This is a genomic window from Lacticaseibacillus mingshuiensis (assembly GCF_016861785.1).
GTDB lineage: Bacteria > Bacillota > Bacilli > Lactobacillales > Lactobacillaceae > Lacticaseibacillus > Lacticaseibacillus mingshuiensis.
This window is the reverse complement of sequence record NZ_BOLS01000003.1, coordinates 100,273-123,312: the sequence shown is the minus strand read 5'-3', so window position 1 is coordinate 123,312 and position 23,040 is coordinate 100,273. Positions and strand designations below refer to the sequence as shown.

The following is a 23,040-nucleotide window of genomic DNA, read 5'->3' as shown; positions in this document are numbered from 1 at the left end:
AGTGAGGACGACGAATTATGAAGATCGCAGTGATCGGCTGTACACATGCCGGGACCGCCGCCGTTCAGGAAATTATGCGGACTCATCCAGACGCCGCAGTCGATGTTTTCGAGCGGCGTGGCGATATCTCGTTTTTATCCTGCGGCATCTATCTTTATCTTGAAGGCGTTGTTGAAGATCCAACGACGCTGTTTTACGCGGACGCACCTGGGTTGGCGGCGCTTGGCCCGAATGTGCGTCTGTTCATGCGCCATGATGTCCTCAGCATCGATGCAGCGACGCATACGCTTCAGGTGCAAAACATGCAGACGCAGACGACTTTTGCGGAAAACTACGACAAGTTGATCTTCTGCACTGGCAGTTATCCCGTCGTGCCGCCGGTCCAGGGGGTCAGCCTGCCGCGCGTATTGATGTGCAAAAATTATGACGATGCGATCGCCATCAAGGAAAGCGCGAAGGATGCGGAGACGATCGCGGTGATCGGCGGGGGCTACATTGGCGTGGAGCTCGCGGAGGCGTACAGCCATACTGGCCACAAGGTGATCTTGATCAATGGTGTCCACGGCTTGCTTAGCCATTACGTCGATGACGAGCTGGCCGGCGTGATCGCCGCGGATCTCAAGGCGCATCAAGTCGAGGTTGTCCTCGATGAGGTCGCGCTGAAGTTTGACAGCGATGAGACTCACGTTTATGTGCGGACCGACAAAGGCGAGCATCAGGCGGATCTGGCGGTCGTTTGCACCGGTTTTCAGCCGATGACTGAACTGCTGGACGACCAGGTGAAAATGAATCCGGACCGCTCGATTCATGTGAACGACTATATGCAGACCAGCGACCCTGATATTTATGCGGCAGGGGATACCGTGGCCGTCCACTACAATCCAACGGGCCGTGATGCCTACGCGCCGCTTGCCACAAATGCCGTGCGCCAAGGAAAGTTGGCGGGGATCAATGTTTTTGGCAATAAAGTCAAATACATGGGGACCCAGGCGACCAGTGCGCTTCGGCTGTATGACAAAACAATGGCGTGCACGGGGATGACGCTGAAGCGCGCCCGCAATCACGGCTTTGAGGCGGATACGGTGACGCTGACTGATAATTATCGGCCGGAGTTCATGCCAACCACCGCGCCGGTGACGATGGCGCTTGTGTGGGACAAAGAAAGCCGCCAGATTCTTGGCGCGCAACTTTATTCTTCCTATGATATCGCGCAGTCGGCGAACCTTTTGTCGGTGATGATTCAAAATCGCAACACGATCGATGACCTGGCCTATGTCGACATGTTGTTCAATCCGAATTATGATAAGCCATGGAACTACCTCAATTTGCTCGGACAAGCGGCGGTCGCGGAAGCGGATCGTCAGAATAAAAGGTGACTGTAATGAACGCATGGAACTTGATCGGCCTTGGCGCTTGGGTGCTACTGGCGATCTACTTGATCTTCGTGATCTTTAACATCCGCAACCGCCACATTAAAATGGTGATCACACGCCAAACAGAATGGCGGCACCGCAACCATCTCCTTGATACGCTCGAAGTGATCGTGTTGCTGGCCGCTATCGTCGGGATGGGCTGGGTCTCATTTTTCCGCCAGGTCGATTATGCAGACAAGGCGACGGTCAGCCGTAGTTACAGCTACGCCCCGCTCGTCCTGCAGGTCAACACGAATCGCTCCTACTATGTGACGGCGCGGTCAGGCAATGGCAATCACCCGGTCAAGTATTTTTCCTATTGGCGCGAAGGCGCAAAATACGCCATCACAAGCCGAAACGCGACCATCAGCGATGGAACGGATCCGCTAAATGTACAGGCGGCGGGCTATCCGTGGTCGCTGAAAAAGCTCAAGAAGCTGGATAAGACTGAGGAAAAAGCCTGGATCGCCACATTCACGGCGACCTACAAGCCGACATTCCTCAACGGCCTCGGGATGCACGTGGGCCACGTTGCCCAACGCTACTCGATCATCCGCATTCCAAACGACACCTTCCTGCGCGTGCTGCCGCGAGGAGAATAAGGGTGCGAAGCGGGGCGGTTAGGTCTGAGCAGGCAGTGCGGCCTGGGCGTTTGATGGCGTCCTTGGCCATCGGGCGACCAGGACGACTACCTGCCTCAGATCTGCCCCGCGTAGCCTGACTAATAAGGGTGCGCGGGTGCGTGGGATGGGTGAGCAGATAGCTGGCCATCTTTCAAACCAAATAAGCACACAGACTCAAAACGGCCCCTCTCATGTCGAGACGGGCCGTTTATTTTACTTGCCGTTTGGTTTGTGTTCCATGTAATCGCGAAGGCTGGCCACAATGGTCGGGTCCGGCGCTTCTCGCATGGCCTTGATGTTGTGAATGTGCTCCACTGAGACATGGCTGTTCAGCGCCATTTCCGCATCCGTCAGGTCGTTTTTGCGTTGAAAGTCGATGATCTCACGCGCGAACTCGCTTAGTTGGTCTTTTTCAGTCAAGATCTATCCCTCCTCGATAAGCTACTCTCTTAGTATACCGAATTTTGGCGCAAGCGCGCACTTAAAGTCTCATGACTTGCAAAATCGAACGTGCGTTTGTATAATAAAGGTATGAGAGACGTGGGTCATGACGAAAGGACTGTGATCTGCATGGACCGATTTGCCTATCTGAAAGACTTGGCCGCCGCCCAGACCACCCCGCTGCAGGTGCGGGTCTGGGAAAATAAAAATGTGATCATCCACCGCAATCTGCAAAATAAACGCGGACTGATCACCGAGGTGTGGGACGCCTGGCTTCACCAAGTGCTCCGTCCTTTTGGTGGCTTTGAGACGGTCATTGAGATCGACCGGCTCGATGCACAGGCGGATATTCGCTTTTTCTCGGAGAATGATCTGGCTGCGGCCATTCATTACCTCTTACATGTTGACGAAACGTTGACGGTCAGTTGATCGCCCTGACACGATCAGTGATGCGGCTTGCCCTATAGGCGGCCGCTTTTTGTTTTTCTGCGGAAAAGTAAGCGAAAATCCTTTAACTTCTTTTTAGTAAGTGATATGGTTAAGACAATCATTGTTGTAGGAGGCAATCATCATGACAATTGTGAATGGCTATGAACAAAGCGATAACGAAAAGAAACTTGATATCTTGAACCTGCCAAGTCTTGAGGCAGAGGCGAAGAAGATCATTCCGGCGGGCGGCTTCGGCTACATTGTCGGCGGTTCCGAAGATGAATGGACGTTGGCGGAAAACACCAAGGCGTTCAGTCACGCGCAGATCGTCCCGAAAGTCCTGTCAAATATCGAGCAGCCTGATCTATCCACCAGTATTTTTGGCATCGCCCTCAAGACGCCTGTGATGATGGCCCCAACCGCAGCCCAGGGCCTCGCCCACAGCCAAGGCGAAAAAGACACTGCGCGCGGCGTGGCGGCAGTCGGCGGCTTGATGGCGCAGAGTACTTACAGCTCGACCTCGATCGCAGACACCGCGGCGGCGGGCGAAGGCGCGCCTCAGTTCTTCCAGCTGTATATGAGCAAGGATTGGACGTTCAATGAGAGCTTGCTGGATGAAGCGAAAAAAGCCGGCGCGAAAGCGATTCTTTTGACATCCGATGCGACTGTTGATGGCTATCGTGAAGAGGATATCGTCAACAACTTCCAGTTCCCGATTCCGATGGCTAACCTCACCAAGTTTTCCGAAGGTGATGGCAAAGGCAAGGGTATTGGCGAGATCTACGCTTCTGCAGCACAGAAGATCAGCGAGGATGATGTTCGCCGTATCGCGGCTTACACAGATCTGCCAGTGATCGTCAAAGGGGTGCAGTCGCCTGAAGATGCGCTGCGGGCGATCGGCGCCGGTGCGGCTGGCATTTACGTTTCCAACCATGGCGGGCGTCAGCTAAACGGTGGCCCGGCCTCGTTTGACGTTTTGCCAGCGATCGCCAAGGCGGTCAACCATCAAGTGCCGATCATCTTCGACTCCGGTGTGCGGCGCGGCTCCCACGTCTTCAAGGCGCTGGCAGCGGGCGCCGACCTGGTCGCGATCGGCCGGCCTGCGATCTACGGCCTGGCCCTCGGTGGTGCGCTTGGCGTCCAAAGCGTCTTCGAGCAACTTGACCATGAACTGACGATCACCATGCAGCTCGCAGGCACCAGGACGATCGAAGACGTGAAGCACGCCCCACTGACCCACTTTAATTACGCGGATTAGTAAAAGGGTGTGGAAGCCCGCGGGTATGGTCGGGCGGGTAGCTTGGCTCGTACGCGTGACCTGCTACGGCGTTTGCGTCCCAGCCCCCGATTTTTCCACCCATCAGTTCTGAAAGCTTTTACACCCATGCCTGACAAGGTATACTTGAAGTAAAGGGGTGAGCGCAATGAAAGTCTTGATTCTATACGCATCGATCACAGGGAACGCCAAGGGGATGGCCCGGCTACTCGAACAATTTTTCAAACACGCAGGCGCTGAAGTCGACGTTGGCACCATGCAACAGACCGCCGCGGAAAAATTGAAAGCGTACGACGGCATCATCATCTCGACGTATACCTGGTCCGGCGGCACGATTCCCGAGGAGTCCGAGGATTTCTTCGCGGATCTGGCCCAAACGGATTACAGTCAAAAGCCTTTGGTGTTCGGTATTGCCGGCACTGGCGACCTGTTTTACGGCAAGGATTACAACACCGCACCGGATCTGTTTTCCGGCGCGTTGCGCGGTAGCGGGGCGATTCGCGGGGCAAAGACGATCAAGATCGAGCAAGGCGTAGACGAAGAAGACGTGCCGTTGTTTGCAACACTCACCAAAGATGTTGTGGCCAAGATCAAAGAGGTCACAGCGTAGCCCAGTTGCGCAAGTCAATTTGAAAGGCAGGGACAAGACATGGATGAGATCGTATTTTTCAATCCGGGTGACGCGGTTGCCCGTGACCATGATTTTCAAGCCGCCCGCCGCAGTGCCGAGGTCTTCAAGGTCGATCACCCGACCGACCAAGGCCTGGTCGTTGGCAAAGATGATAGCGGCGAGTTCGCCGTCTTCTATGAGGCGGCAGGCATGTTGAATGCAAATGATTACGGCGACGTGCCGGCAAGTAAATACACGATTTTGGCCCATCTATGAGTGGGGCAAAACGGCGATGGCTCACGGTGGGGTTAGTGGCTCTGCTGGCAGGATTGGTGGCGCTGATCGCCTGGCTGTTGGCTGAGCCGCTGCCGAATCCGTTTGCTGTCGGTTTTGCCGGGTTATCCGGCGGGGCGCTGATCGCCATTTTGATCGCACTCTGGTGGCCATCGCATTCCTGAAAAAACTGTCAAGACACATCTGATTTTGATGAAGGGATCTGAGTGACATGGCAACATTGACACAAGAGATGAAAGACATGATCGGCGCCCAGCTCAACTTTTTGGCGACTGCCGATGAAGATGGCAACCCGCAAGTCGGCCCTAAAGGCACATTGCGTGTATTCTCCGATCATCAATTGATCTATAACGAGGAGACTGGTCGTCATGCTTGGCACAATCTGCAGGCCTCAGGCAAAGTCGCCGTTGCGACAGTCGATCGGCCGGCGCTGAAGGGTTTCCGTTTCGAAGGCACGGTCGAGATTCATAAGGATGGCAAGATCTTCGACGACGCTCAGGCGTTTGCGCAGGCCCGTCATCTGCCAGCAGCGATCGCGGCCGTTGTGATCGATGTGCATCGCATCATCAAGCTCGATGCTGGCCCGAATGCTGGGACGGTCATCGTCGAAGATTAACCGAATCAAAAAATCCTGTCTGCAGCTGGTCAATACCAGCGTGCAGACAGGATTTTTTGTGCGCGCGAGATGGGCTAGGCCGTTGCTTGGCCGACCCGTTCGTCGTGGCTTTTGATGATCATTTCGGTGATTGCTTTGGCGATGTTTTCGTTTCGCAAAATTGGCCCATGGGCGTAGCTACCGATCGTATTTTTGTAGCGCATGCCTTCAACGCCGTCTTCGGGGTTGTTGCCATAACCCTCGACCATTTTGCCCAGGGGCTGCAATTTTTCCTTGTCGTCAAAATAGGTGCGGCCGCTGTGATTTTCAAATGCGCGGACTAGGCCGAATTCCGTTTGAAATTCGGTGTCGCCGATCATGCGGCTGTCCGCCTTGAAGATCGTGTGCAGTGGCAGGATGCCGAGGCCCTTGATAACGGTGCCATCAGACGTTTCATAATAGTCGCCCAGCAGCTGATAGCCCCCACAGATCGCCAGCATCGGTTTGCCGGCATCGATGAATTTCGCCAGCTCATTTTTATGCCGAAACAGGTCTTTGGCAACGACGGTCTGTTCATAATCCTGGCCGCCGCCGAAAAAGACAAAGTCGTAGTCGCTGGCGTTGAACTCGTGATCCAGTGAGACATCGTCGACTTGCACGTCATAGCCGGCCTGATTCAGCCAGTAGCGCAAGATCTTCACGTCACCGCTGTCGCCATAGGTGTTCATCAGGTCTTCATATAGATAGGCGATTCGAATCGTTGCCATCTGCGTCGCTCCCTTTTAGGTTTGACGCAATGATACCACAGGAAGGCGAATGGGTCGACGCCGGCGCCTTCGCTTTAATGAAAATACAACCCGCGTGTTTTTCCCGGCAGCGTGTTTTATACTGAAGCCAGACAAGAATATGGAGGGATGCGCCGTGCTTGACCTGACACCGACCACACATTTTGACCTGCCGCTGACCAAAACGGAGCTGCGGTGGGTCTGCACCGCGGAAAAATTCAATGAACGCCTGATGCAGCCAGGCGTGGTTGGGCTCAATGTGCAGCGAGATGGCGAGTTGGTCGGGTTTGCGCTGCTGGCGCCTTGGCAGGAGACGCTGTTTCTCTGGGAGCTGGTGATCCGGCACGATCAGCAGGGCCAAGGCTTGGGCGGCGAGGTGCTCGAAGCGCTGAAGGCATACGGGCGCACACTGCCCGGGGCAAAAGTGATGACCGTGACGTATACGCGTGGTAATCAGCGCGCCGAGGTGCTGTATCGACATCATGGGTTCACCCAGACGGATGTGGTCGACACGCCGACCGTCCATGAGGTGAATATGCGCTGTGCGCTGGCGTGAAAAAGTGGCCCGGGGGCAATGCGCTGCGTGCGCTGGCCTGCCAGTAGGGTGATCCGCGCCGGCGTTCTTGACGCCACCGTGGTTGACCAGTAGTATAAGACTATTGACTAAATGGCTATTTTCCCATCGATCATCGGGTCGGTGGGTCAGGCATTCGCATGCGCGCAGATACGGGGGTCTCCCATAAGCGCATGGCGGATGCTATTTTTTTGAATTTGGGGAGGCAACATGGCAGGGGTCTATTTACGGGGAATGCTCGTCAGCTTTGCATTGGTCAGCTCGATCGGGATGCAAAATATATTCATGTTCAATCAGGCAATGAGTCAGCGATTGCGCCGCGCGTTTCTGATCGCGTTTTTCGTTTGGGTCGCCGATACGGCACTGACTGCTGTGGCGTTCTTGGGCCTCGGGTCGATCATCGCCAGTAACGCGGTGCTCAAGGTGACGATCATGCTGATCGGCGGGGCGGTCGTGGTCTGGATGGGCTGGGGCATCTTGCGGAGCGCGCACAGCGCCCAATTTGGTAACGACAGCCAGGTGTTGACCTTGCGAGAGGCGTTTGGCGAAGCCTGGATCGTCGCGTTTGCCAATCCCCAGGCGTTGGTCGATACTAGCGTGACCCTCGGCGCCTTGCGCAGCACGCTGACTGCCGCACAGGCGATTCCGTTTCTGCTCGGCATTATCACATCGACGGCGATCTGGTTCGTCGCCATCACGACCTTGATCGGCCTATTGAAAAATCGATTGCCGCGGCGGCTACTGATGTGGGTCAATATTATTTCGGGGTTCATCGTCATGGGCTATGGGGTCGTTTTGATTTTCCACGCTGGCCAGGCAATCGTCGGCGCATTGTTCTAGGAGGCAAGCTGATGAAGCAACAGATCATGAAAGATCCAACTTTTTTGAGTCAACCGGCTCCGGCGACTGGGCTGCCGGATGACCAATTGGCACAAAATTTGGTGGACACATTGCTTGCGCATCAAGACCATTGCGTCGGCATGGCCGCGAATATGATCGGCGTCAATAAAGCGATGATCGTGCTGTTTATTGGCGTCTTGCCAGTGGTGATGGTCGCTCCGCAGATCATCAAACAAAGCGGGCGTTACGAGACAAAAGAAGGCTGCCTATCCTTGCTCGGCGAGCGACCCGCGACCCGGTATCAGGCGATCACGGTCACGTTCAAAGATCGTGGTGGCGTCGCCCGTACGCAGGCGTTCTCCGGATTTGTCGCGCAAGTGATCCAGCATGAATGCGATCATCTCGCTGGCAAGTTGATTTGACGAAAAAAACGGTTCGGCGCAACTCGCACGGAATGTGAACGAGTTGCGCTGGACCGTTTTTGTGTCGGATGACGCGTGTGAAATTTCTGCGGTGAGAACTGCTCACCCCTAAACGCGCCCCTCCACACCCTTTTGTCGGGTTCCAGCCCGCATGGTCGAGGCAGATAGGTACGCCCGTCACTCGGGGCTAAGTGCGCCCCAAGCGCCAGGCTAGCCTATCTGCTCGACCATCCCGCGGGCTTTCACACCCTATAGTCGGGTTCCAGCCCGCATGGTCGGATCGTCTAGCTGACTCGTGCACTCGAGGCGAAGAGCGCCTCAAGCACCCGAGCCAAGCTACCCGACCGACCATCCCGCGGGCTTTCACACCCTTTCTTTTACCACGGGTCTTTTTCTATTAGTTGCTGGGCTTGGCGCAAGAAGTCGTTTGCCAGGTTATCTGCGGCGACGGCCGGGCGATTGTAGGTGAAGCCGCCTGTTTGAATCAGCTTGAGATACAGATCGGCGTATGGCAGGTCACTGGTTTTAGCCCATTCGATTTCCTGGGCGAGGTCGTAAGGGACGTTGCGCTGCTCCCACCCGGCGAAGTGGCCGTCATCGATGCGCAGGAGCCCGTACTCGGCCTTTGCGCCAGCCAACCGTAGATTAATGGTGACCGCCTGGCCGATACTGCCTGGATTCAACACGAGTTGGCCATGGGTCGTCGGTCGCAAAAGTGGCTGGTGGGTGTGCCCGTACAAGGCGATCAGGGCATTAGAGCCGTCAAATAGGCTATCAAAATGATCCTGCGGCGCATCTGGAGCCGTATATGAGCCGCGGCAGCTGGTTGGAGTCGCGTGAAAAACAGACAGAAGCAAGCCATCAATATCGACGTCTTGTTGCAGCGGCCGGCTGGCGTAAAAGCGAAATTCATCGGCGGACAGTTGGCTTCGGTCATACCCGGAGGTCACCACGGCCATGATCGCCTTGGCGTTGTCTTCAAATCCCTTGAACTGGTGCGCGAGCAGGCTTTGATAGACTTCCTCGTGATTGCCGATCACCCAGGCGAGGGGATGTAGCGCCTGCAGCGCCGCCGTGACCTCATGGGGCCGCGGCCCGCGGTTGACCATGTCGCCAACCACCAAATAATCGGTCGCGCCTTGGTTTTTGGCATCTGCTAACACAGCCTGTAGCGCGCTGTAATTGCCATGCGAATCAGATAAAACTGCGATCGTTCTCATTTTTTCACATTCCTTCATTGAATTCGATTTTCATCAAAGACCCAGTGCCTGCAAGATCGGCACGACCACCAGCGGCACCGCCAGCGCAGGCAGGAGATTCATGGGATGACAGTCTTTGATCTTCAGCAGGCCGAGGCCGGACGCCAAGATCAGCGCGCCGCCGGTGATCGTTAGTTCCGTGATCATGGCGCTGGAGATCGCGTCACTGGCCAGCAGCGTTACCCCGAAGATCGCGCCTTGCCAGCAAAAAAGGACTGGCGCGGCGGCGATCATGCCGATGCCAAACGTCGAGGCGAGGACCATCGCGGTGATGCCGTCCAGCATGCCGTTGGTGAATAAAAACGTCTGGTCGCCTTTGAGCGCGGCCTGCATTGGCCCGACGATCGACAGCGTCCCGATGCAGTAGAGCAAAATGCCAGTCGCCAGCCCCTGTGCCAAAGACGGCCCGCCAGCCTCGTGGTCAAACCGCGCCAACAGGTGATCGAAGCGGTCCTCTAAGCGAAGCGCGCTCCCAATCACCGCGCCGATCGCAAGACTGGCGATGAAGAGGACGGGATAATGGCTGGCGCCCATGTGGCTGATCGTCGTGTTCAGCCCGAGACACACGACCGCCAAGCCCAGTCCGGTCATCAGGTCGCGCGCGATGGTCTCGTTCATGCCGCGCTTGAATAACGCCCCGACTGCACTGCCGACGATGATCATCACCGTATTGAAAAGGGTCCCTGTCATAATTTGCCTCCGTTTGTCTATGCCTTCGATTATAGCCATTGCGCAGGGCCAAAGGTCAAGGCTGTTTGCTTGTTTTCACACCCGGCCGCGGGTATCATGGGCGCAACTGGAGGTGGGCACATGATTCTTTTGGGGAAAAAATGGCGCGCTGCGCTGGTTTTGGCGCTGGGCTTCTTGTTTCTGGCTGGCTGCCAGCCCAGTCGGCAAAACACAGCGCGTCCCGCGCCGGAAACAGTGCTGTATGTTCATGGCTACAGCGGGGGCAAAGGCTCGACCAATTTTCTGATCAATTATGCAGTGACGCATGCCGGCGCGACCAAGGCGTTAGTGGCCACTGTCAGTGGATCCGGGAAAGTCCATTTTACCGGGCGCTGGCCTCAAACTGCGACGCGGCCACTTGTGCAGGTGATTTTTCAGCAGAATCGCGACCCTGACCCCGCACACCTGAGATTGTGGCTCCGGAATGTGACACGCGCCTTGAAGCAGCGCTATGGCGTCACGAAGATCGGCATCGTCGCGCATTCCATGGGCAACAACGCGACCCTGGCGTATGAGCTGCGTGATGGGAAAAAGCCTGGCCAGCCGCAACTCGTGCATTACGTTGCCATCGCGCCCTCGATCAATGGCATTGTGGACCCAAACATCGGGGATGCTGCGCTCACCGGCATCACGGGCAACGCGACCGGCGCGCAGTTCACGCATAATGTTTTTGCCAAAGATGGCCGACCGAAATACCAAACGCCAGATTATCGGCAAATGGCCGCTCGCCGCAACCAATGGCCAGCAGGCGTTGAAGTTCTCAATTTGATTGGCGACCTCAAAGACGGCTCCGAAAGTGATGGCCGGGTTCCGGTCGCAAGTGCGCGCAGCCTGCGGTATTTGGTGCCGACCGCTACTTTGTACGCGACACGCATTTTCACCGGCAAAACCGCCCAACACAGCGCGCTGCACGAAAACGCCCAGGTGGCCGAAGCCGTGGATGACTTCATTTGGAAATGAATCCGGCACGGCCAAGTTACGCCCCGTTTCACTGACAGGCCAGATATGCTAGGATGAGAACGATATGAGAAAAATGAAAAGAGGGGTATCATGGCAGATCAGTTGAAACGGAGTGAGGCACCACTGGCGCTCACTTGGAATTTGCAGGATCTTTTCGAAACACCGGCGGATTTTGCGGCCGCGTTGGCGGATTTGAAGCAACTCGGGGCCGATTTGGCGACCCAAGCCGACGAGTTCACCAAAGACGGGGACCATTTTCTCAAGGCAGTGCGTGATTATTTCAATGCCCTGGTAAAGTTGACCCGCGCCTATTTGTACGCGGAACTGGAAAATGCGCAGGACACGACCGACGCGACCGGCCTTCAGGATTGGGCGGATGTCCAGGCGGTCGGGACGGCCTTTGACCAAGCGACGGCCTGGTTCGCACCGGCCATCGTGGCGCTGGATGAGGCGACCCTGACCGAATTTCAGAACAACACGCCAGAACTCGCGGATTACGCGCGCCAGCTTGCCAAGATTCGCACACAGGTCGGCCATGTGTTGCCGCAAGAACAAGAAGCCCTGCTGGCCCAACTCAGCTCGAGCCTCAATAGCGCCGGTGCGATTCAAGAAACGCTGGATGACTCCGACCTGACATTTGGCCAGATCGACTATGATGGCAAGACGCAGGCGCTGACCAAGGGCTTGATGGGGCCGATCGCGACCTCTGCGCCGCGTGACGTCCGCCGTATCGCCAGCAAACAATTCCAGACCAGTTATTATGACCATCGCTTTACCTTCGCGAAGACGCTGAACGACCACATGCACGCGCAAAATACGATTGCGAAGATCCGGCATTACGACTCCGCCCGGCAGATGGATCTGGCGGCCAACGCGGTGCCAGAATCCGTATACGACACCTTGATCGAACAGACACACGCGCATTTGGACCTGCTGCATCGGTATTATGCCCTCCGCAAAAAGGTGCTGGGGCTCGACCCGATGTACGGCTATGATGGCAGCGTGCCGTTGACCGGAAAAAAGCCGCCGATCGCGCCGACCTATGAGGAAGCCAAAGCCACGGCGCTGAAGGCCCTGGCCCCACTTGGCGAGGACTATTTAGCTCATCTGCGCGCTGAATTTAATGGGCGCTGGGTCGATGTTCTTGAGACCAAGGGTAAGACTTCTGGTGGCTTTGAGAACTTCGCCAATGGCACCCATCCGTATATTTTGCTCAACTGGGCGGACACATACGGCGACATGAGCACCCTGGTCCATGAAAGTGGCCACGCGATGCAAAGTGTCTACTCGGATGAGAATCAGTTGCCATGGAACTCGTGGTATCCGATCTTCACCGCTGAGATCGCCTCGACGACCAACGAAAGTCTCCTGAATGCATACATGCTTGAGCAGACCAAGGACGACAAGGAAAAACAGATCTACCTGTTGACGGAGGCCGTCAGTGATTTCACTGGCACACTGTATCGGCAGGCGGAATTCGCCGAATTTGAGCAATTCATGTACGAAACAGAGGCGAACGGCACGCCGCTGACTCCGGAAACCCTGACGACGAAGTGGGATGAGATCGATGCCGCGTACGCCGGGCCGGCCGTGACTCCGAATGATTGGCCGAAAGCCTACTGGGCTCACATTCCGCATTTCTTCTATAACTACTACATGTACCAGTACGCGACATCCAAGGCGATCGCGACTAGTTTTGCCCACCGCATCTTGACGGAAGGCGACGCTGCCGCTGCGCAATACAAGCAGTTCCTGTCCGCTGGCGACTCGCAGACGCCGGTTGATGTGTTGAAAAATGCTGGGATCGATGTCACCAAGGCCGATTATCTCGAGGAAGCCTTTGCGACATTTGAGGCCCAACTTAGTCAACTCGAAGCGCTGTTAAGTTGACGATTCGCCAATAAAATGAACGATTCGCCAAACTGGGGGTCGCAACTGTCTGCGGATGGCCGGAAACCGCGTCCTGGCGCGGTTCTTGTCTGCGCGGTGCGGCTTTCGAGTGGCGGTTCAGATTGTTGACAAGAAACCGCTTACCATCTAAAATAAAGTAGAATTCTCGATTGCAGGTGTAGGCCTTGCTAACCTACTGCTCCCCTGTACAATTAGTCGGAGATCCACCCGGTGCGCCGGGTTCCGAGCATCATCAGCTTTTCCCGGGGCCACTTGGGCGAGGTCCGCTGACTTAGTTCAAGTGGTATAAAGCCACGACGGTCACCATTACTACTATAGTGACTAGAGGTAGCGACAGTTCCATCGCCGTTACCCGCCAAGGTGAAAAGGGTCCCGCCAGTTGGTCGCATGCTGGCGGTCACATAGGGCACTGCAGTCACGTAATCGCATAAAATCAAAATTGGGGCCTTTCGGGGCCTCTTTGTCGTGGGTTCGACGAGAACAAATCCACTTTTCGAAAAAATTTTCGAACCACGCAAAATTTTCCAGCCATAGAAAAATGCAGCGCCGATTTTCACCGGTGCTGCATTTTTTTGTTCCCATACTTTCAGGCCTCACTCGCCTGCGGAAGATCCAATCCCGGCACCGCGTTCAGTGTCGCATCGGCGAAGTGGCCTTTTGCCAATTCGATGTGCGCGGCGGCCCCGATCATCGCGGCATTGTCGCCGGTCAGCCGAAGTGGCGGCACGATCACATCTACGCTTGGAAACGCCTCGGCCAGCGCGGCGGTCAATTTTTCCTTCAAGCCTTGGTTGGCCGCGACCCCACCGGCGACGATCAATTGCTGAACCGGATACTGCTGAAGCGCCTTGATCGTCTTGTGCGTCAGAACATCCGTGACCGCGGCCTGGAAGCTCGCCGCCAGATCATTTTTATCCAGCGCTTGCCCCAATTGATCCGCATGATGGACCGTGTTGATAAACGCTGACTTCAACCCACTGAAGCTGAAGTCCAGGTTGTCTTCTTGATCCATCGCGCGTGGAAAATCAAAGGTGTCTTTGCCCAGATGTGCCATCGCATCGACCTGCTTGCCTGCCGGGTACGAAATGCCAAGCACACGCCCGATCTTGTCGTAAGCCTCCCCTGCGGCATCATCGCGAGTATCCCCGATGATGGCAAACTCGCCGGGGGCCGAAACAGTCACCAGCTCCGTATGCCCACCGGAGACCACCAGCGCTAACAGCGGATAGACCAGTGGCTTGACAAAACGCGCTGCGTAAATGTGTCCGGCCAAATGATTGACGGGAATGAGCGGCAGATGATGCGCGAAGGCAACGACCTTTGCCGCAGTCACCCCAATCAACAGCGAGCCGACCAAGCCGGGGCCATATGTGACTGCGACCGCCGTCAGCTCGTCAAAGGTCACCTTGGCCTCGGCCATGGCTAAGTCGATACATTCGGTGATCTGCTCAACATGATGGCGGCTCGCGACTTCTGGCACGACCCCGCCGAAACGTTTATGCGAGTTGATCTGGGTGGCGATGATGTTGCTCAAGATCGTCTCACCATTTTCGATCACCGCCACAGACGTTTCGTCGCAGCTACTTTCAAAAGCTAAAATCAATTCCCGCTCAGCCATCTTTTTCCCCTTCTAATTCAAAGGTAACCACATGTCCATCGCGTCTTCGTGATGCGCCACATAGTACCCCTTCTTGATCTTGCCATCCTTAAAGCCCAGCGCATGATACAGCGCCTGGGCCACCACATTGTCCGTTCGCACCTCAAGCGTCATTTTCGTCGCCCCACTTGCGATCGCTCGATCGATCATTTCCTGCATCAAAAAGCGACCGAGTCCCTGATGCTGAAAAACCGGCGACACGGCGATATTGGTGATGTGGGCCTCGTCTTTACTGAACCAGCAACCGACATAGGCGGCTAACTGGCCATCTTCCGTTTCGGCCACAACATATAGCGAATGCGCGGTTTTGCGGAGCTCGGAGATGAAGGCCACGCGGTCCCACGGCGTCTCCGCATAAATGCGGCGCTCAAGATCCAACGCCGCATCGATATCATCGGTCGACATTTTACGCAGATGATAGACCCGCGTCTTGATTGTCACCACTTGGGGTTCAAACAACAGATCATCTTCTCCGCCGCGGTCAAACCATGATCTAAACTTTCTCAACATAAGGCTCATGTCCTGCTTCTTGATGTGTTTTCAGCCAGGTGGTCTCGGCTTCTGTCAGCCGCAGATAGCGCGGCACGAAAGCATCGATGTCTGCGACAGGCGCCGCGATCCGTCCCAAGGCGCCCAACCGACTGGCACGCGGCAAGGCCGAGACCGGATCCGCAAAGCGCGCGAGACTCCCAAGTTGTTCGACGATCGTTTCCCGCATGCTCAAAGCGTCCGGGCCGGTGAAAACAGTTGGCTGACCGAGGGCGGCGATCTGTGCCAACACCTCAGTCAGTGCAAGATGTCGATCCGCGATCACCGTTTTGAGCCGGCCATCATCCGTCCATTGATACCCGCCGGCAAAAACATTTCCACGCCGGGCATCCATCAAGGCGACGATCAGCTCTGACGTGTGGCGCTCACCAGCAGCCAGCGCTGCCAAACTCGAAACGCCGACCAATTCTTTATGCAGGGTCGAGGCAAACGTCTTAGCCGTCGTGACCGCGATGCGCAATCCCGTATAGGACCCGGGACCCGCCGCCACCACGAACCGATCGATGTCGTCTGCGCCAAGCCCGCTGGCCGCCAGCAAACTTTCAATTGTCGGCAGCAATTGCTCGCTGTGATCTTTCATCCGCCGGTTCAGGGTGGTCTCGGCCAGTAGTGTCGCATCTTCCATGACCGCCACACTCATCGCCTGCTCAGATGTATCTAACGCCAGCAGCTTCATGAAAAGTCCTCCCATCATATCTTTGTTGATTGTAACACAACCTGCGAAGATGCAAAGACGGGCAACGGTTCAGTATCGCTGCGCCGCGCATTAAAAAAGCCGAGGCCATCGCCCCGGCGTGTGGTACTAAAACGCAATATGCGGTTTGACCCGCTCGACTGTTTTCAAAACAGCATAACCCAACGCGACGTTGATCGGCAGCTCGATCAGGTTCTTGACCGTCCGAACGCCGATGATGCCCTGCCATGGCGTGCCCATGATATTCAGCCACAGCGTGTTCAGAAAAATGTTGGCGATCACCATGACCAACACGAACGGAATGATCGTGCGAACCAGACTGACCTTCCGCTCGTGCAAAAACAGGCCATACAGAATCGCGGCCACGGCGGCGGTCAATGTGAAGCCGGGAAAATTGCTCCCTGGCGAAAACAAAATGGTCTTGAATTGATCTGCAAATGCAGCATCGACCGCGCCCCACCATGGGCCAAGGTAATACCCCATCAGAACCGTCGCCAGAAACGCTGGCGAGATCTGAAGCCACGTGTTGCCAAACGAAAATCGGCTCAAGATCACGGAAAATACCATGAACATGGCCATGTACACCACGGTGCGGGTGGACATTTTGGGACTAGACAAAGATAAAACAGGTTGTTGCATGATGACAATCTCCCTTTGTAGGAGACGCCTAACCCAATAGGCGAATGCGGCTGCCGTACCGCGGCCAAAGCCTTCGTCCGCTGTTCACATTCCGTTCCAGCGGCACTTAACGCACGGCAACCTACTCCTTTATTTTTTGGTGCGGCTTCATCATACCGCAGCCTTCATGAAAAGAAAATATTCGTGTTTTGCCGCTGTGCCATGAAAATGGGATGACCCTCATCGCGACTTCACCGCCCACTCAGCGGCGATTCAGACGCCTACCGCTTGCGTTTTTTGGCGGTACGGCATAAGCTCAGAGCAAACCCGAAAAAAGGAGCTTGCGCAATGAAAAAAATTCTTGTGCTACATACCGGTGGCACGATCTCGATGCACGCAGATGCAAGCGGCGCCATTTTGCCCAGCGAGACCAATCCACTTTTGGCGATCGACGCGGCAATGCCGGCCAATGTCACATTGATCACCGAAGAGGCTTTCAACCTGCCTTCCCCGCACATCACCCCGGAAAAGATGCTCGCCCTGTCCTTGCGCATTCATCAGGCGGAAGACGATGGCATCGATGGCGTCGTGGTCACTCACGGCACCGACACGCTGGAGGAGACTGCCTATTTTCTCGATCTGACCCTGGACAGCACGATTCCGGTCGTTGTGACCGGGGCAATGCGCTCAGCCAACGAGATCGGCACCGATGGCAGCTACAACTTTATTTCTGCCATTCGCACGGCGGCCAGTGATGGGGCCCGCGGCAAAGGGTGCCTGGTCGTGATGAACGATGAGGTGCACACCGCGCGTTTTGTGACGAAAACCCATACGACTAACGTGGCGACATTCCGCACCCCAACTTTTGGCCCGATCGGCTTGGTCACCAAAAATGGCGTCCGCTTCTTCCAGGAGCTGATCAACTATCGCGCCTGCCCGATCGATCATGTGGTTGAGAACGTCTTTTTGCTCAAAGCATACGCCGGCATGGACGGCACACTTTTCGACGCACTGCCAGAGAACACCAACGGCCTTGTGATCGAGGCGCTGGGCGCCGGCAATCTGCCACCTGCCAGTCTCCCAGCGCTGGGCCGCCTGCTTGCCCGCGGCGTCCCGATAGTTCTGGTCTCTCGCTGTTTCAACGGCGTGGCGGAAGACTTTTACGATTACGAAGGCGGCGGCGTGCAGCTCAAACAAATGGGCGTGATCTTCTGCCAGGGTTTGAACGGCCAAAAAGCACGCATCAAACTGATCGTCGGGTTGTCCGGTGGCAAGACCGGCGCCCAACTCGCGCGGTACGTGAACAATGCCGTTAGCTGAGCTCACATTGCCGGCGCTGTACCACAAGCTCGCGCAACAAGGACCGTCTGGCTGGTGGCCCGCCGACTCAAAATACGAGATTCTTGTCGGCGCCATTTTGGTGCAAAACACCAACTGGACCAATGTCGCAAAGAGTCTCGCGAATTTACGCGCCAGCACCGAATTTGATCCAGCAAAACTTGCGGCCATGTCGCAAGAAGCACTGATCGAGCAGATTCGCCCAAGTGGGTTTTACCAAAATAAGAGTCGGGCCCTCCTCGCGCTGTTTGCCTGGCTGAAACGTCGCGATTTTGACCTGCCCGCGATCGCCCAGACCCCGCTTGACCAATTGCGCCCACAGCTTCTTGCGCTACCCGGCATCGGTCAGGAAACAGCGGATGCCATGCTACTATTTGTTTTCGACCAGTCGGTATTTGTCGCCGACACCTACGCAAGGCGATTATTCACTTGGCTCGGCCAGCCCACCGCAACATACAGCGCTTTCAAGGCCAAGACACACGAAGTTGACGCCTGGCCACTTCACGACGCGCAGGAATTGCATGGCCTGATCGATAATTTTGGCAAAACAGTGAAAGATCCGGCGACTTTTGCGGCCAGTTCACTGGCTGGCATGACGCTGGTTCTGTGAGGCCGATGAGCCGGATTAATTTTTCGCCATTCAAAAAGCACCACAGGACACCGCAGCAATGTGCGTGTGCCTGTGGTGCTTTTTTGGCCGGTGCGAACTCAGTGCCGGTCGCGCCAACGCAGCTGGGCTTCGGCGTTCACCACGCCATCCGTGACCACCTGATGCGCCGTTTCCAGGCCATCCGCGCTGACGGTGAATTGCGCCTCGGGCTGCGTCCCATAAGCAACCTCCCGGGCATATTTGATGCTGGCGCCGGTCAATTCATGCGAATTGAGAAAATCTGCCCCGAGCGAATCTTCCATCCAGTCTAAGTACCGAGTGTTGTGCACATGGCCATTCTCGTCGATGTCAAAATACCGCACACGATATGGCACCGCCTGTACCTCACCACTCAGCTTGGCCAGCCGCGGAAAGCGTTTGACGTGGGTGTCAAACGGCGCGCCGACACGCGCCGCAAAATCGGCGATTACGGGAATCAGCTTGCGCGTCGTCAGGTCCATCATCACCCACGCCCCAGTGAACCGCATCAGCTCGTTGCCAGCCTCATCCTTGATCCAGTAATCGCGATACGTCATCAATTTGTTGTAAGTCGTGGCGGCGGTTCCCAAGGTCAATTGCTCTTCGGCCTTTGGCATCCGGTTGATCGTCATTTCGTACTGCGTGATCACCCAGCCTGCGCCGTGTTTGGCTAAAGCCGCAATGCCGGCGTCGAGTTGATCGAGCTGGTGCTCAGACCCCATCAGCGCGATGTCCACCGCGCTGGCCAGCGAGATCTGCCCTTTTTGATTGCCCAGATACACTGGGACTCGGTATGGCTCTTCGTAATTCATTGTGCATCCCCCTCATCCAACTCGTGATAGGCGTTGTAGACGACTTGTTTCTTGACCCCGTTGCGTTTGGCCACTGTCTTGATCGCATCATTCGGCCGCGCCCCGGTTGCAATGGCAGCCTCGACTTGCGCCTTTAGCGGTAAGTCAGGCGCCTGCAGCGGCTCATCCGGTGCACCGGCCACCAAGATCACGAATTCGCCGCGCGCCTCTTCCGACATCGCCGCCGCCAATTCGCTAAGCGTCCCACGCAAAAACTCCTCGAATTTCTTGGTCAGTTCCCTGGCCAAAACAGCTTGGCGGTCGCCGAACACTGTTTGCATCATCGTCAGCGTCTTCGCCACTCGAAATGGTGATTCGTAAAAGATCATGGTGGCCCGCTCGTTGTTCAGCGCCTCAAGTGCCGTGCGCTGCTCCCCCTGTTTTCGCGGCAAAAAACCGTAAAACAGGAACGGCTGTGGCACCAATCCGGACGCGATCAATGCAGTCAATCCGGCATTCGGGCCAGGCAGGGGCACGACCGGCACGCCAACCTCGATCGCTGCGTGCACCAATTCCTTGCCCGGATCTGAGATGGACGGCATGCCGGCATCGGATAGTTGGGCGATGTTCTGTCCTTCTTGAAGGCGGGCCAAGAGCTCCGGAATCCGCGCCTGTGTATTGTGTTCATGAAAACTGATCTGCTTGGTGGCGATGTCAAACCGGTTGAGCAACTTTTGCGTGTTGCGCGTGTCCTCAGCGGCGATCAGATCAACGGCCTGGAGCGTGTCGATGGCGCGCTGCGTCATGTCACCCAGATTGCCGATCGGCGTCGGCACCAAATAAAGCGTCCCACTCTCATGCGCGGCAAAACTCGACACGCGCTGCATTATTGCTCACCATAGATGATATCCACGCAAAAGGCGCAGGGTTCATCATCGATTCGCCGCTGACCGTAATAATAGGGGCAGACATGAAATCCTTCTTCGTACAGGCTTTCGAGGTTCTGCTTGGATTTGGACAGTTCAACATCGCCGTTGGAGCGATGCTCGGGACTATTTTCCATCGCCTGCAAGTGCTCGCGCAGGTGCTGGTTCTCCATTTCAAGCTCCGAATTTTTGGCCAAGACATCTGCCATTTCGGCCTTGATCGCCCCGAGTTGGGCAAGGATGCTGGACGTTTGCTGCTCCAATTTGACGATGCCGTCGTATAGCGCTTTTTTTTCCATATCTATCCTTCTAACAAAGTGAGTATCAACTGCTCCGTGGTGGACTGAAAGGTGACGTTTTGGCTGAGCTGGACCTGCGCCTTGAGCACCGCGCTCAAGGCACCTTCCAGCTGTTTTTCCGACTGGTCCGCCAGCAGCTCGATCAAGGGGCCACCGAACGTCGCGGGCACCTTCGCGTGAAAATGTTGGTTCAACGCGTCTTGGTAGACAAGCGCAATCAGCGACAGCAGGACCTGCTGATCGGCCGGCTTTGGTGCGAGCGGCACCAGCGTCGTTTGCACCTGCACAAAGGCCTCGTCGTCATGGGCGGCGACCAGCCCGATCACAGTCTGGACCTTCGCCACCTGTTGCTGAAACGTCTCATCAGCTGCCACGGTCTGGGCCGTCTGCACATCCGCGCTCAAGGCCGCAGCCACTGCGGCAAGCGAAGGCGCAACGCCACTTTGATCCAGCGCGGCGATCACGGTCTCGCGACGTGGCGGCGGAAAATTGATCACTTGCGCCCGTGACAAAATGGTCGGCAGCAACTGATTTTTCGCGGTGGTGGTCAGGATGATCACCATCCCCGGCACCGGCTCCTCGTAAAATTTCAGGAGGCTGTTGGCGGCCTGGGCGGTCATTTTATCCGCATCATCGATGATGAACACACGCTGATTGCGCTCGACGCCTGTTTTCGCCATTTCCGCCTTCATGTCGCGAATATCATCGACCTTCAGACTGCGCAAGGCCGTTTGCAAGATCACCACATCCGGATGATTGCCCGTCAGCACCCGCTGACATTCACTGCAGGTGTAATCCGGCTCACCATTTTTCTGGACATGTTCACAAAAAAGGCGCAAGGCGATCCACGCGGCCAAGTCATGCTTGCCGGTTCCGCTTGCACCGTTAAATACATAGGCCTGCGACAACTGCCCGCGCGCGATCACTGAGGCAAACTGATGAACCAGCTTGGGCTGCAGCGTCGCAATATCAAAAGCACCCATTAGAACCGCTCAAATTGTTCGATTGGTAGCACAAACACGGTCGCGCCACCGACTTGCACTTCGATCGGGTAGGACATGGTGCTATCCGCGGTGGTATCCAGGTGGACCGGCGGGGTCATGAACTGTTCACGTGTCTGGGCGCTGTCTTTGATGATCTGCAAGACCTCATCGACACGCTCGTCTTCGATCCCGATCAAAAACGTGGTGTTGCCAGACTTTAAAAAGCCGCCCGTCGTCGACAATTTGGTTGCCCGAACGTTTGCGTCGATAAACTCGCTTGAAAGCAGGTTGCTATCCTTATCCTGAACGATGGCTAAGATCAATTTCATGATGATTCCCTCCTTAATCGCTGGTCATGACTGCCAATCTGAGACTAAATGTTGCTGCAGGACGCTGAGACACTCGGCGATCACCTGCGGCAGCGGCTGTGTGGCGTCGATCGTGTGAATGCGTGTCGGCGAAGCGGCCGCCAGATCCAAGTACGCCTGACGCACGCGCAGATGAAACGCCTCTTTTTCCTGATCCAACCGGTCGTATTGCCGCTCGCCTTGATGTGCCTTAATGCGGGCCAGGCCCACTGCACTTGGCACATCCAGGTACAGCGTCAGATCCGGCTGCCGGCCCGCTGTCGCAAACAGGTTGATGGCGCGCACCGCGTCTTCCCCGATGCCCCGCCCGGCGCCTTGATAAGCGATCGAGCTATCGACAAAGCGATCACAGATCACCACGCGCCCCGCCGCCAGCGCCGGCTCGATCACCTCGACCAAGTGTTGCCGGCGTGAGGCCGCGTATAGCAACGCCTCAGTCCGCGCGTCCATCGCGGTGTTGGCCGGGTCCAAAATGAGCTCGCGGATCTGTTCGGCGATCGGTGTGCCGCCTGGTTCGCGGGTCAAAAGGGCCGGCTGGCTCAAATGTGCGTTCAATCGTGGCATCAACCCGTTCAAGACACTTGTTTTGCCCGCGCCGTCGGGTCCCTCAAAAGTGATCAATTGGCCCACGCCAACGCCCCCATTTCTCATCCAGTTACTCCTAGTTTACTTGAAAAACGACGTGAAAGAAACTGCCAGCCTTCGGAAATCATGCCCGTCTACTAAAAAACGGCCGGGTCGCCCCGGCCGTCCGTCGTTTAGCGGCCATTTGCCGCGCTGAGCTGCTCGGCCGCCGTTTTTTGAATGATCGCACCAGAGACCTTGCGCACCCGGGCCTCCCGGTATAAAAAGTCAAACAGGGCTTCCTGCAGGGCGAGGCTGGCACGGGTCTGCTCATCGACCTCGCGAAAGGTCCGCAGCAAATTTCTTTGATGCGCCATGCGGCCGCGAACATCTGTCACGGCATCCATCAGCGCCTGGTCCGCATTTTCCTTGATTGCCGGTTTTGCTTTGAAAAACATCGCGCAC

Annotated in this window: 30 protein-coding genes and 1 riboswitch; of the genes, 15 read left to right on the top strand and 15 right to left on the bottom strand. The window is 56.2% G+C overall.

Features of this window, described 5'->3' with window-relative positions:
- Positions 1-17 precede the first annotated feature (17 nt).
- Entirely contained in the window at positions 18-1,376 is a 1,359-nt protein-coding gene (locus JUE67_RS03140; RefSeq protein WP_203626107.1) for an FAD-dependent oxidoreductase, read from the top strand.
- Between the two features lie 5 nt (positions 1,377-1,381).
- A complete protein-coding gene (locus JUE67_RS03135; RefSeq protein ID WP_203626108.1) occupies positions 1,382-2,014 on the top strand; it encodes an LVIS_2131 family protein in 633 nt (210 codons plus the stop codon).
- A gap of 234 nt (positions 2,015-2,248) precedes the next feature.
- On the opposite strand, the gene JUE67_RS03130 is transcribed toward JUE67_RS03135, so the two are convergent.
- Positions 2,249-2,455 (bottom strand): LBP_cg2779 family protein, encoded by a 207-nt coding sequence (locus JUE67_RS03130; protein ID WP_125696133.1) that lies wholly within the window; start codon positions 2,453-2,455, stop codon positions 2,249-2,251.
- A 111-nt stretch (positions 2,456-2,566) separates the two neighbouring features.
- Here JUE67_RS03130 and JUE67_RS03125 point away from each other — a divergent pair, with 111 nt between their 5' ends.
- The 6 genes from JUE67_RS03125 to JUE67_RS03100 all read left to right on the top strand — a co-directional run bounded on the left by JUE67_RS03125 (position 2,567) and on the right by JUE67_RS03100 (position 5,701).
- Positions 2,567-2,905, top strand: coding sequence for a hypothetical protein (locus JUE67_RS03125; protein WP_236002620.1), 339 nt, complete (start codon positions 2,567-2,569; stop codon positions 2,903-2,905).
- Between the two features lie 142 nt (positions 2,906-3,047).
- Positions 3,048-4,163, top strand: coding sequence for a lactate oxidase (locus JUE67_RS03120; RefSeq protein WP_203626110.1), 1,116 nt, complete (start codon positions 3,048-3,050; stop codon positions 4,161-4,163).
- 166 nt (positions 4,164-4,329) lie between these two features.
- Positions 4,330-4,791: a flavodoxin domain-containing protein gene (locus tag JUE67_RS03115; protein ID WP_125696135.1), complete on the top strand. Its 462-nt coding sequence runs from the start codon at positions 4,330-4,332 to the stop codon at positions 4,789-4,791.
- A 39-nt stretch (positions 4,792-4,830) separates the two neighbouring features.
- Entirely contained in the window at positions 4,831-5,067 is a 237-nt protein-coding gene (locus tag JUE67_RS03110) for a hypothetical protein (protein WP_125696136.1), read from the top strand.
- Positions 5,064-5,249: a hypothetical protein gene (locus JUE67_RS03105; RefSeq protein WP_203636967.1), complete on the top strand. Its 186-nt coding sequence runs from the start codon at positions 5,064-5,066 to the stop codon at positions 5,247-5,249. The genes JUE67_RS03110 and JUE67_RS03105 overlap by 4 nt, the downstream gene beginning before the upstream one ends.
- Positions 5,250-5,296: 47 nt before the next feature.
- Positions 5,297-5,701: a pyridoxamine 5'-phosphate oxidase family protein gene (locus tag JUE67_RS03100; protein WP_203626112.1), complete on the top strand. Its 405-nt coding sequence runs from the start codon at positions 5,297-5,299 to the stop codon at positions 5,699-5,701.
- A 74-nt stretch (positions 5,702-5,775) separates the two neighbouring features.
- Here the strand turns inward: JUE67_RS03100 and JUE67_RS03095 are convergent, their stop codons facing one another.
- The gene (locus JUE67_RS03095) at positions 5,776-6,447 is read right to left on the bottom strand and encodes a type 1 glutamine amidotransferase (protein WP_203626113.1); all 672 of its coding nucleotides are present in this window, start codon (positions 6,445-6,447) and stop codon (positions 5,776-5,778) included.
- A 154-nt stretch (positions 6,448-6,601) separates the two neighbouring features.
- Between JUE67_RS03095 and JUE67_RS03090 the strand changes: the two genes are divergently transcribed.
- The 3 genes from JUE67_RS03090 to JUE67_RS03080 all read left to right on the top strand — a co-directional run bounded on the left by JUE67_RS03090 (position 6,602) and on the right by JUE67_RS03080 (position 8,301).
- Complete coding sequence (locus JUE67_RS03090) at positions 6,602-7,021, top strand: GNAT family N-acetyltransferase (protein ID WP_203626114.1); 420 nt, start codon at positions 6,602-6,604, stop codon at positions 7,019-7,021.
- A 228-nt stretch (positions 7,022-7,249) separates the two neighbouring features.
- Complete coding sequence (locus tag JUE67_RS03085; protein ID WP_203626115.1) at positions 7,250-7,879, top strand: LysE/ArgO family amino acid transporter; 630 nt, start codon at positions 7,250-7,252, stop codon at positions 7,877-7,879.
- A gap of 11 nt (positions 7,880-7,890) precedes the next feature.
- Positions 7,891-8,301: a peptide deformylase gene (locus tag JUE67_RS03080; protein WP_203626116.1), complete on the top strand. Its 411-nt coding sequence runs from the start codon at positions 7,891-7,893 to the stop codon at positions 8,299-8,301.
- Positions 8,302-8,678: 377 nt separating this feature from the next.
- On the opposite strand, the gene JUE67_RS03075 is transcribed toward JUE67_RS03080, so the two are convergent.
- Positions 8,679-9,521 carry a metallophosphoesterase family protein gene (locus tag JUE67_RS03075; RefSeq protein ID WP_203636966.1) on the bottom strand — a complete coding sequence of 281 codons (843 nt, stop codon included), beginning with the start codon at positions 9,519-9,521 and terminating at the stop codon, positions 8,679-8,681.
- Between the two features lie 33 nt (positions 9,522-9,554).
- A complete protein-coding gene (locus tag JUE67_RS03070) occupies positions 9,555-10,250 on the bottom strand; it encodes a DUF554 domain-containing protein (RefSeq protein ID WP_203626118.1) in 696 nt (231 codons plus the stop codon).
- Between the two features lie 120 nt (positions 10,251-10,370).
- On the opposite strand from JUE67_RS03070, the gene JUE67_RS03065 reads away from it, so the two are divergent.
- A complete protein-coding gene (locus tag JUE67_RS03065; protein WP_203626119.1) occupies positions 10,371-11,249 on the top strand; it encodes an alpha/beta hydrolase in 879 nt (292 codons plus the stop codon).
- A 90-nt stretch (positions 11,250-11,339) separates the two neighbouring features.
- The gene (pepF, locus tag JUE67_RS03060; RefSeq protein ID WP_203626120.1) at positions 11,340-13,139 is read left to right on the top strand and encodes an oligoendopeptidase F; all 1,800 of its coding nucleotides are present in this window, start codon (positions 11,340-11,342) and stop codon (positions 13,137-13,139) included.
- Positions 13,140-13,746: 607 nt separating this feature from the next.
- On the opposite strand, the gene tsaD is transcribed toward pepF, so the two are convergent.
- The 4 genes from tsaD to JUE67_RS03040 form a co-directional block, all read right to left on the bottom strand.
- On the bottom strand, positions 13,747-14,778 hold the full coding sequence (gene tsaD / locus JUE67_RS03055; RefSeq protein ID WP_203627324.1) for a tRNA (adenosine(37)-N6)-threonylcarbamoyltransferase complex transferase subunit TsaD: 1,032 nt from the start codon (positions 14,776-14,778) through the stop codon (positions 13,747-13,749).
- A gap of 12 nt (positions 14,779-14,790) precedes the next feature.
- Entirely contained in the window at positions 14,791-15,327 is a 537-nt protein-coding gene (gene rimI, locus JUE67_RS03050; RefSeq protein WP_203627307.1) for a ribosomal protein S18-alanine N-acetyltransferase, read from the bottom strand.
- Complete coding sequence (gene tsaB / locus JUE67_RS03045) at positions 15,311-16,042, bottom strand: tRNA (adenosine(37)-N6)-threonylcarbamoyltransferase complex dimerization subunit type 1 TsaB (RefSeq protein WP_203627300.1); 732 nt, start codon at positions 16,040-16,042, stop codon at positions 15,311-15,313. Before tsaB ends, rimI begins: the two co-directional genes overlap by 17 nt.
- A gap of 126 nt (positions 16,043-16,168) precedes the next feature.
- Positions 16,169-16,699, bottom strand: a complete 531-nt coding sequence (locus JUE67_RS03040) for a folate family ECF transporter S component (RefSeq protein WP_203627296.1) — start codon at positions 16,697-16,699, stop codon at positions 16,169-16,171.
- A gap of 36 nt (positions 16,700-16,735) precedes the next feature.
- Positions 16,736-16,830: riboswitch (THF riboswitch) on the bottom strand.
- 196 nt (positions 16,831-17,026) lie between these two features.
- Here JUE67_RS03040 and JUE67_RS03035 point away from each other — a divergent pair.
- Together JUE67_RS03035 and JUE67_RS03030 are read left to right on the top strand one after the other, a co-directional pair.
- Positions 17,027-17,998: an asparaginase gene (locus JUE67_RS03035; RefSeq protein ID WP_203636965.1), complete on the top strand. Its 972-nt coding sequence runs from the start codon at positions 17,027-17,029 to the stop codon at positions 17,996-17,998.
- On the top strand, positions 17,985-18,626 hold the full coding sequence (locus JUE67_RS03030; protein ID WP_203636964.1) for an endonuclease III domain-containing protein: 642 nt from the start codon (positions 17,985-17,987) through the stop codon (positions 18,624-18,626). The genes JUE67_RS03035 and JUE67_RS03030 overlap by 14 nt, the downstream gene beginning before the upstream one ends.
- A gap of 98 nt (positions 18,627-18,724) precedes the next feature.
- Here the strand turns inward: JUE67_RS03030 and JUE67_RS03025 are convergent, their stop codons facing one another.
- The 7 genes from JUE67_RS03025 to JUE67_RS02995 form a co-directional block, all read right to left on the bottom strand.
- The gene (locus JUE67_RS03025) at positions 18,725-19,456 is read right to left on the bottom strand and encodes an acyl-[acyl-carrier-protein] thioesterase (RefSeq protein WP_203627290.1); all 732 of its coding nucleotides are present in this window, start codon (positions 19,454-19,456) and stop codon (positions 18,725-18,727) included.
- Positions 19,453-20,322 (bottom strand): 16S rRNA (cytidine(1402)-2'-O)-methyltransferase, encoded by an 870-nt coding sequence (gene rsmI / locus JUE67_RS03020; protein ID WP_203627288.1) that lies wholly within the window; start codon positions 20,320-20,322, stop codon positions 19,453-19,455. Before rsmI ends, JUE67_RS03025 begins: the two co-directional genes overlap by 4 nt.
- Positions 20,322-20,660: a DNA replication initiation control protein YabA gene (locus tag JUE67_RS03015; RefSeq protein WP_203627286.1), complete on the bottom strand. Its 339-nt coding sequence runs from the start codon at positions 20,658-20,660 to the stop codon at positions 20,322-20,324. Before JUE67_RS03015 ends, rsmI begins: the two co-directional genes overlap by 1 nt.
- A gap of 2 nt (positions 20,661-20,662) precedes the next feature.
- A complete protein-coding gene (holB, locus tag JUE67_RS03010) occupies positions 20,663-21,643 on the bottom strand; it encodes a DNA polymerase III subunit delta' (protein WP_203627284.1) in 981 nt (326 codons plus the stop codon).
- Positions 21,643-21,972, bottom strand: coding sequence for a cyclic di-AMP receptor DarA (gene darA, locus JUE67_RS03005; protein ID WP_125696527.1), 330 nt, complete (start codon positions 21,970-21,972; stop codon positions 21,643-21,645). The genes holB and darA overlap by 1 nt, the downstream gene beginning before the upstream one ends.
- A 24-nt stretch (positions 21,973-21,996) precedes the next feature.
- On the bottom strand, positions 21,997-22,662 hold the full coding sequence (tmk, locus tag JUE67_RS03000; protein WP_203627282.1) for a dTMP kinase: 666 nt from the start codon (positions 22,660-22,662) through the stop codon (positions 21,997-21,999).
- A 107-nt stretch (positions 22,663-22,769) separates the two neighbouring features.
- On the bottom strand, positions 22,770-23,033 hold the full coding sequence (locus JUE67_RS02995) for a YaaL family protein (RefSeq protein ID WP_125696525.1): 264 nt from the start codon (positions 23,031-23,033) through the stop codon (positions 22,770-22,772).
- Positions 23,034-23,040 lie beyond the last annotated feature (7 nt).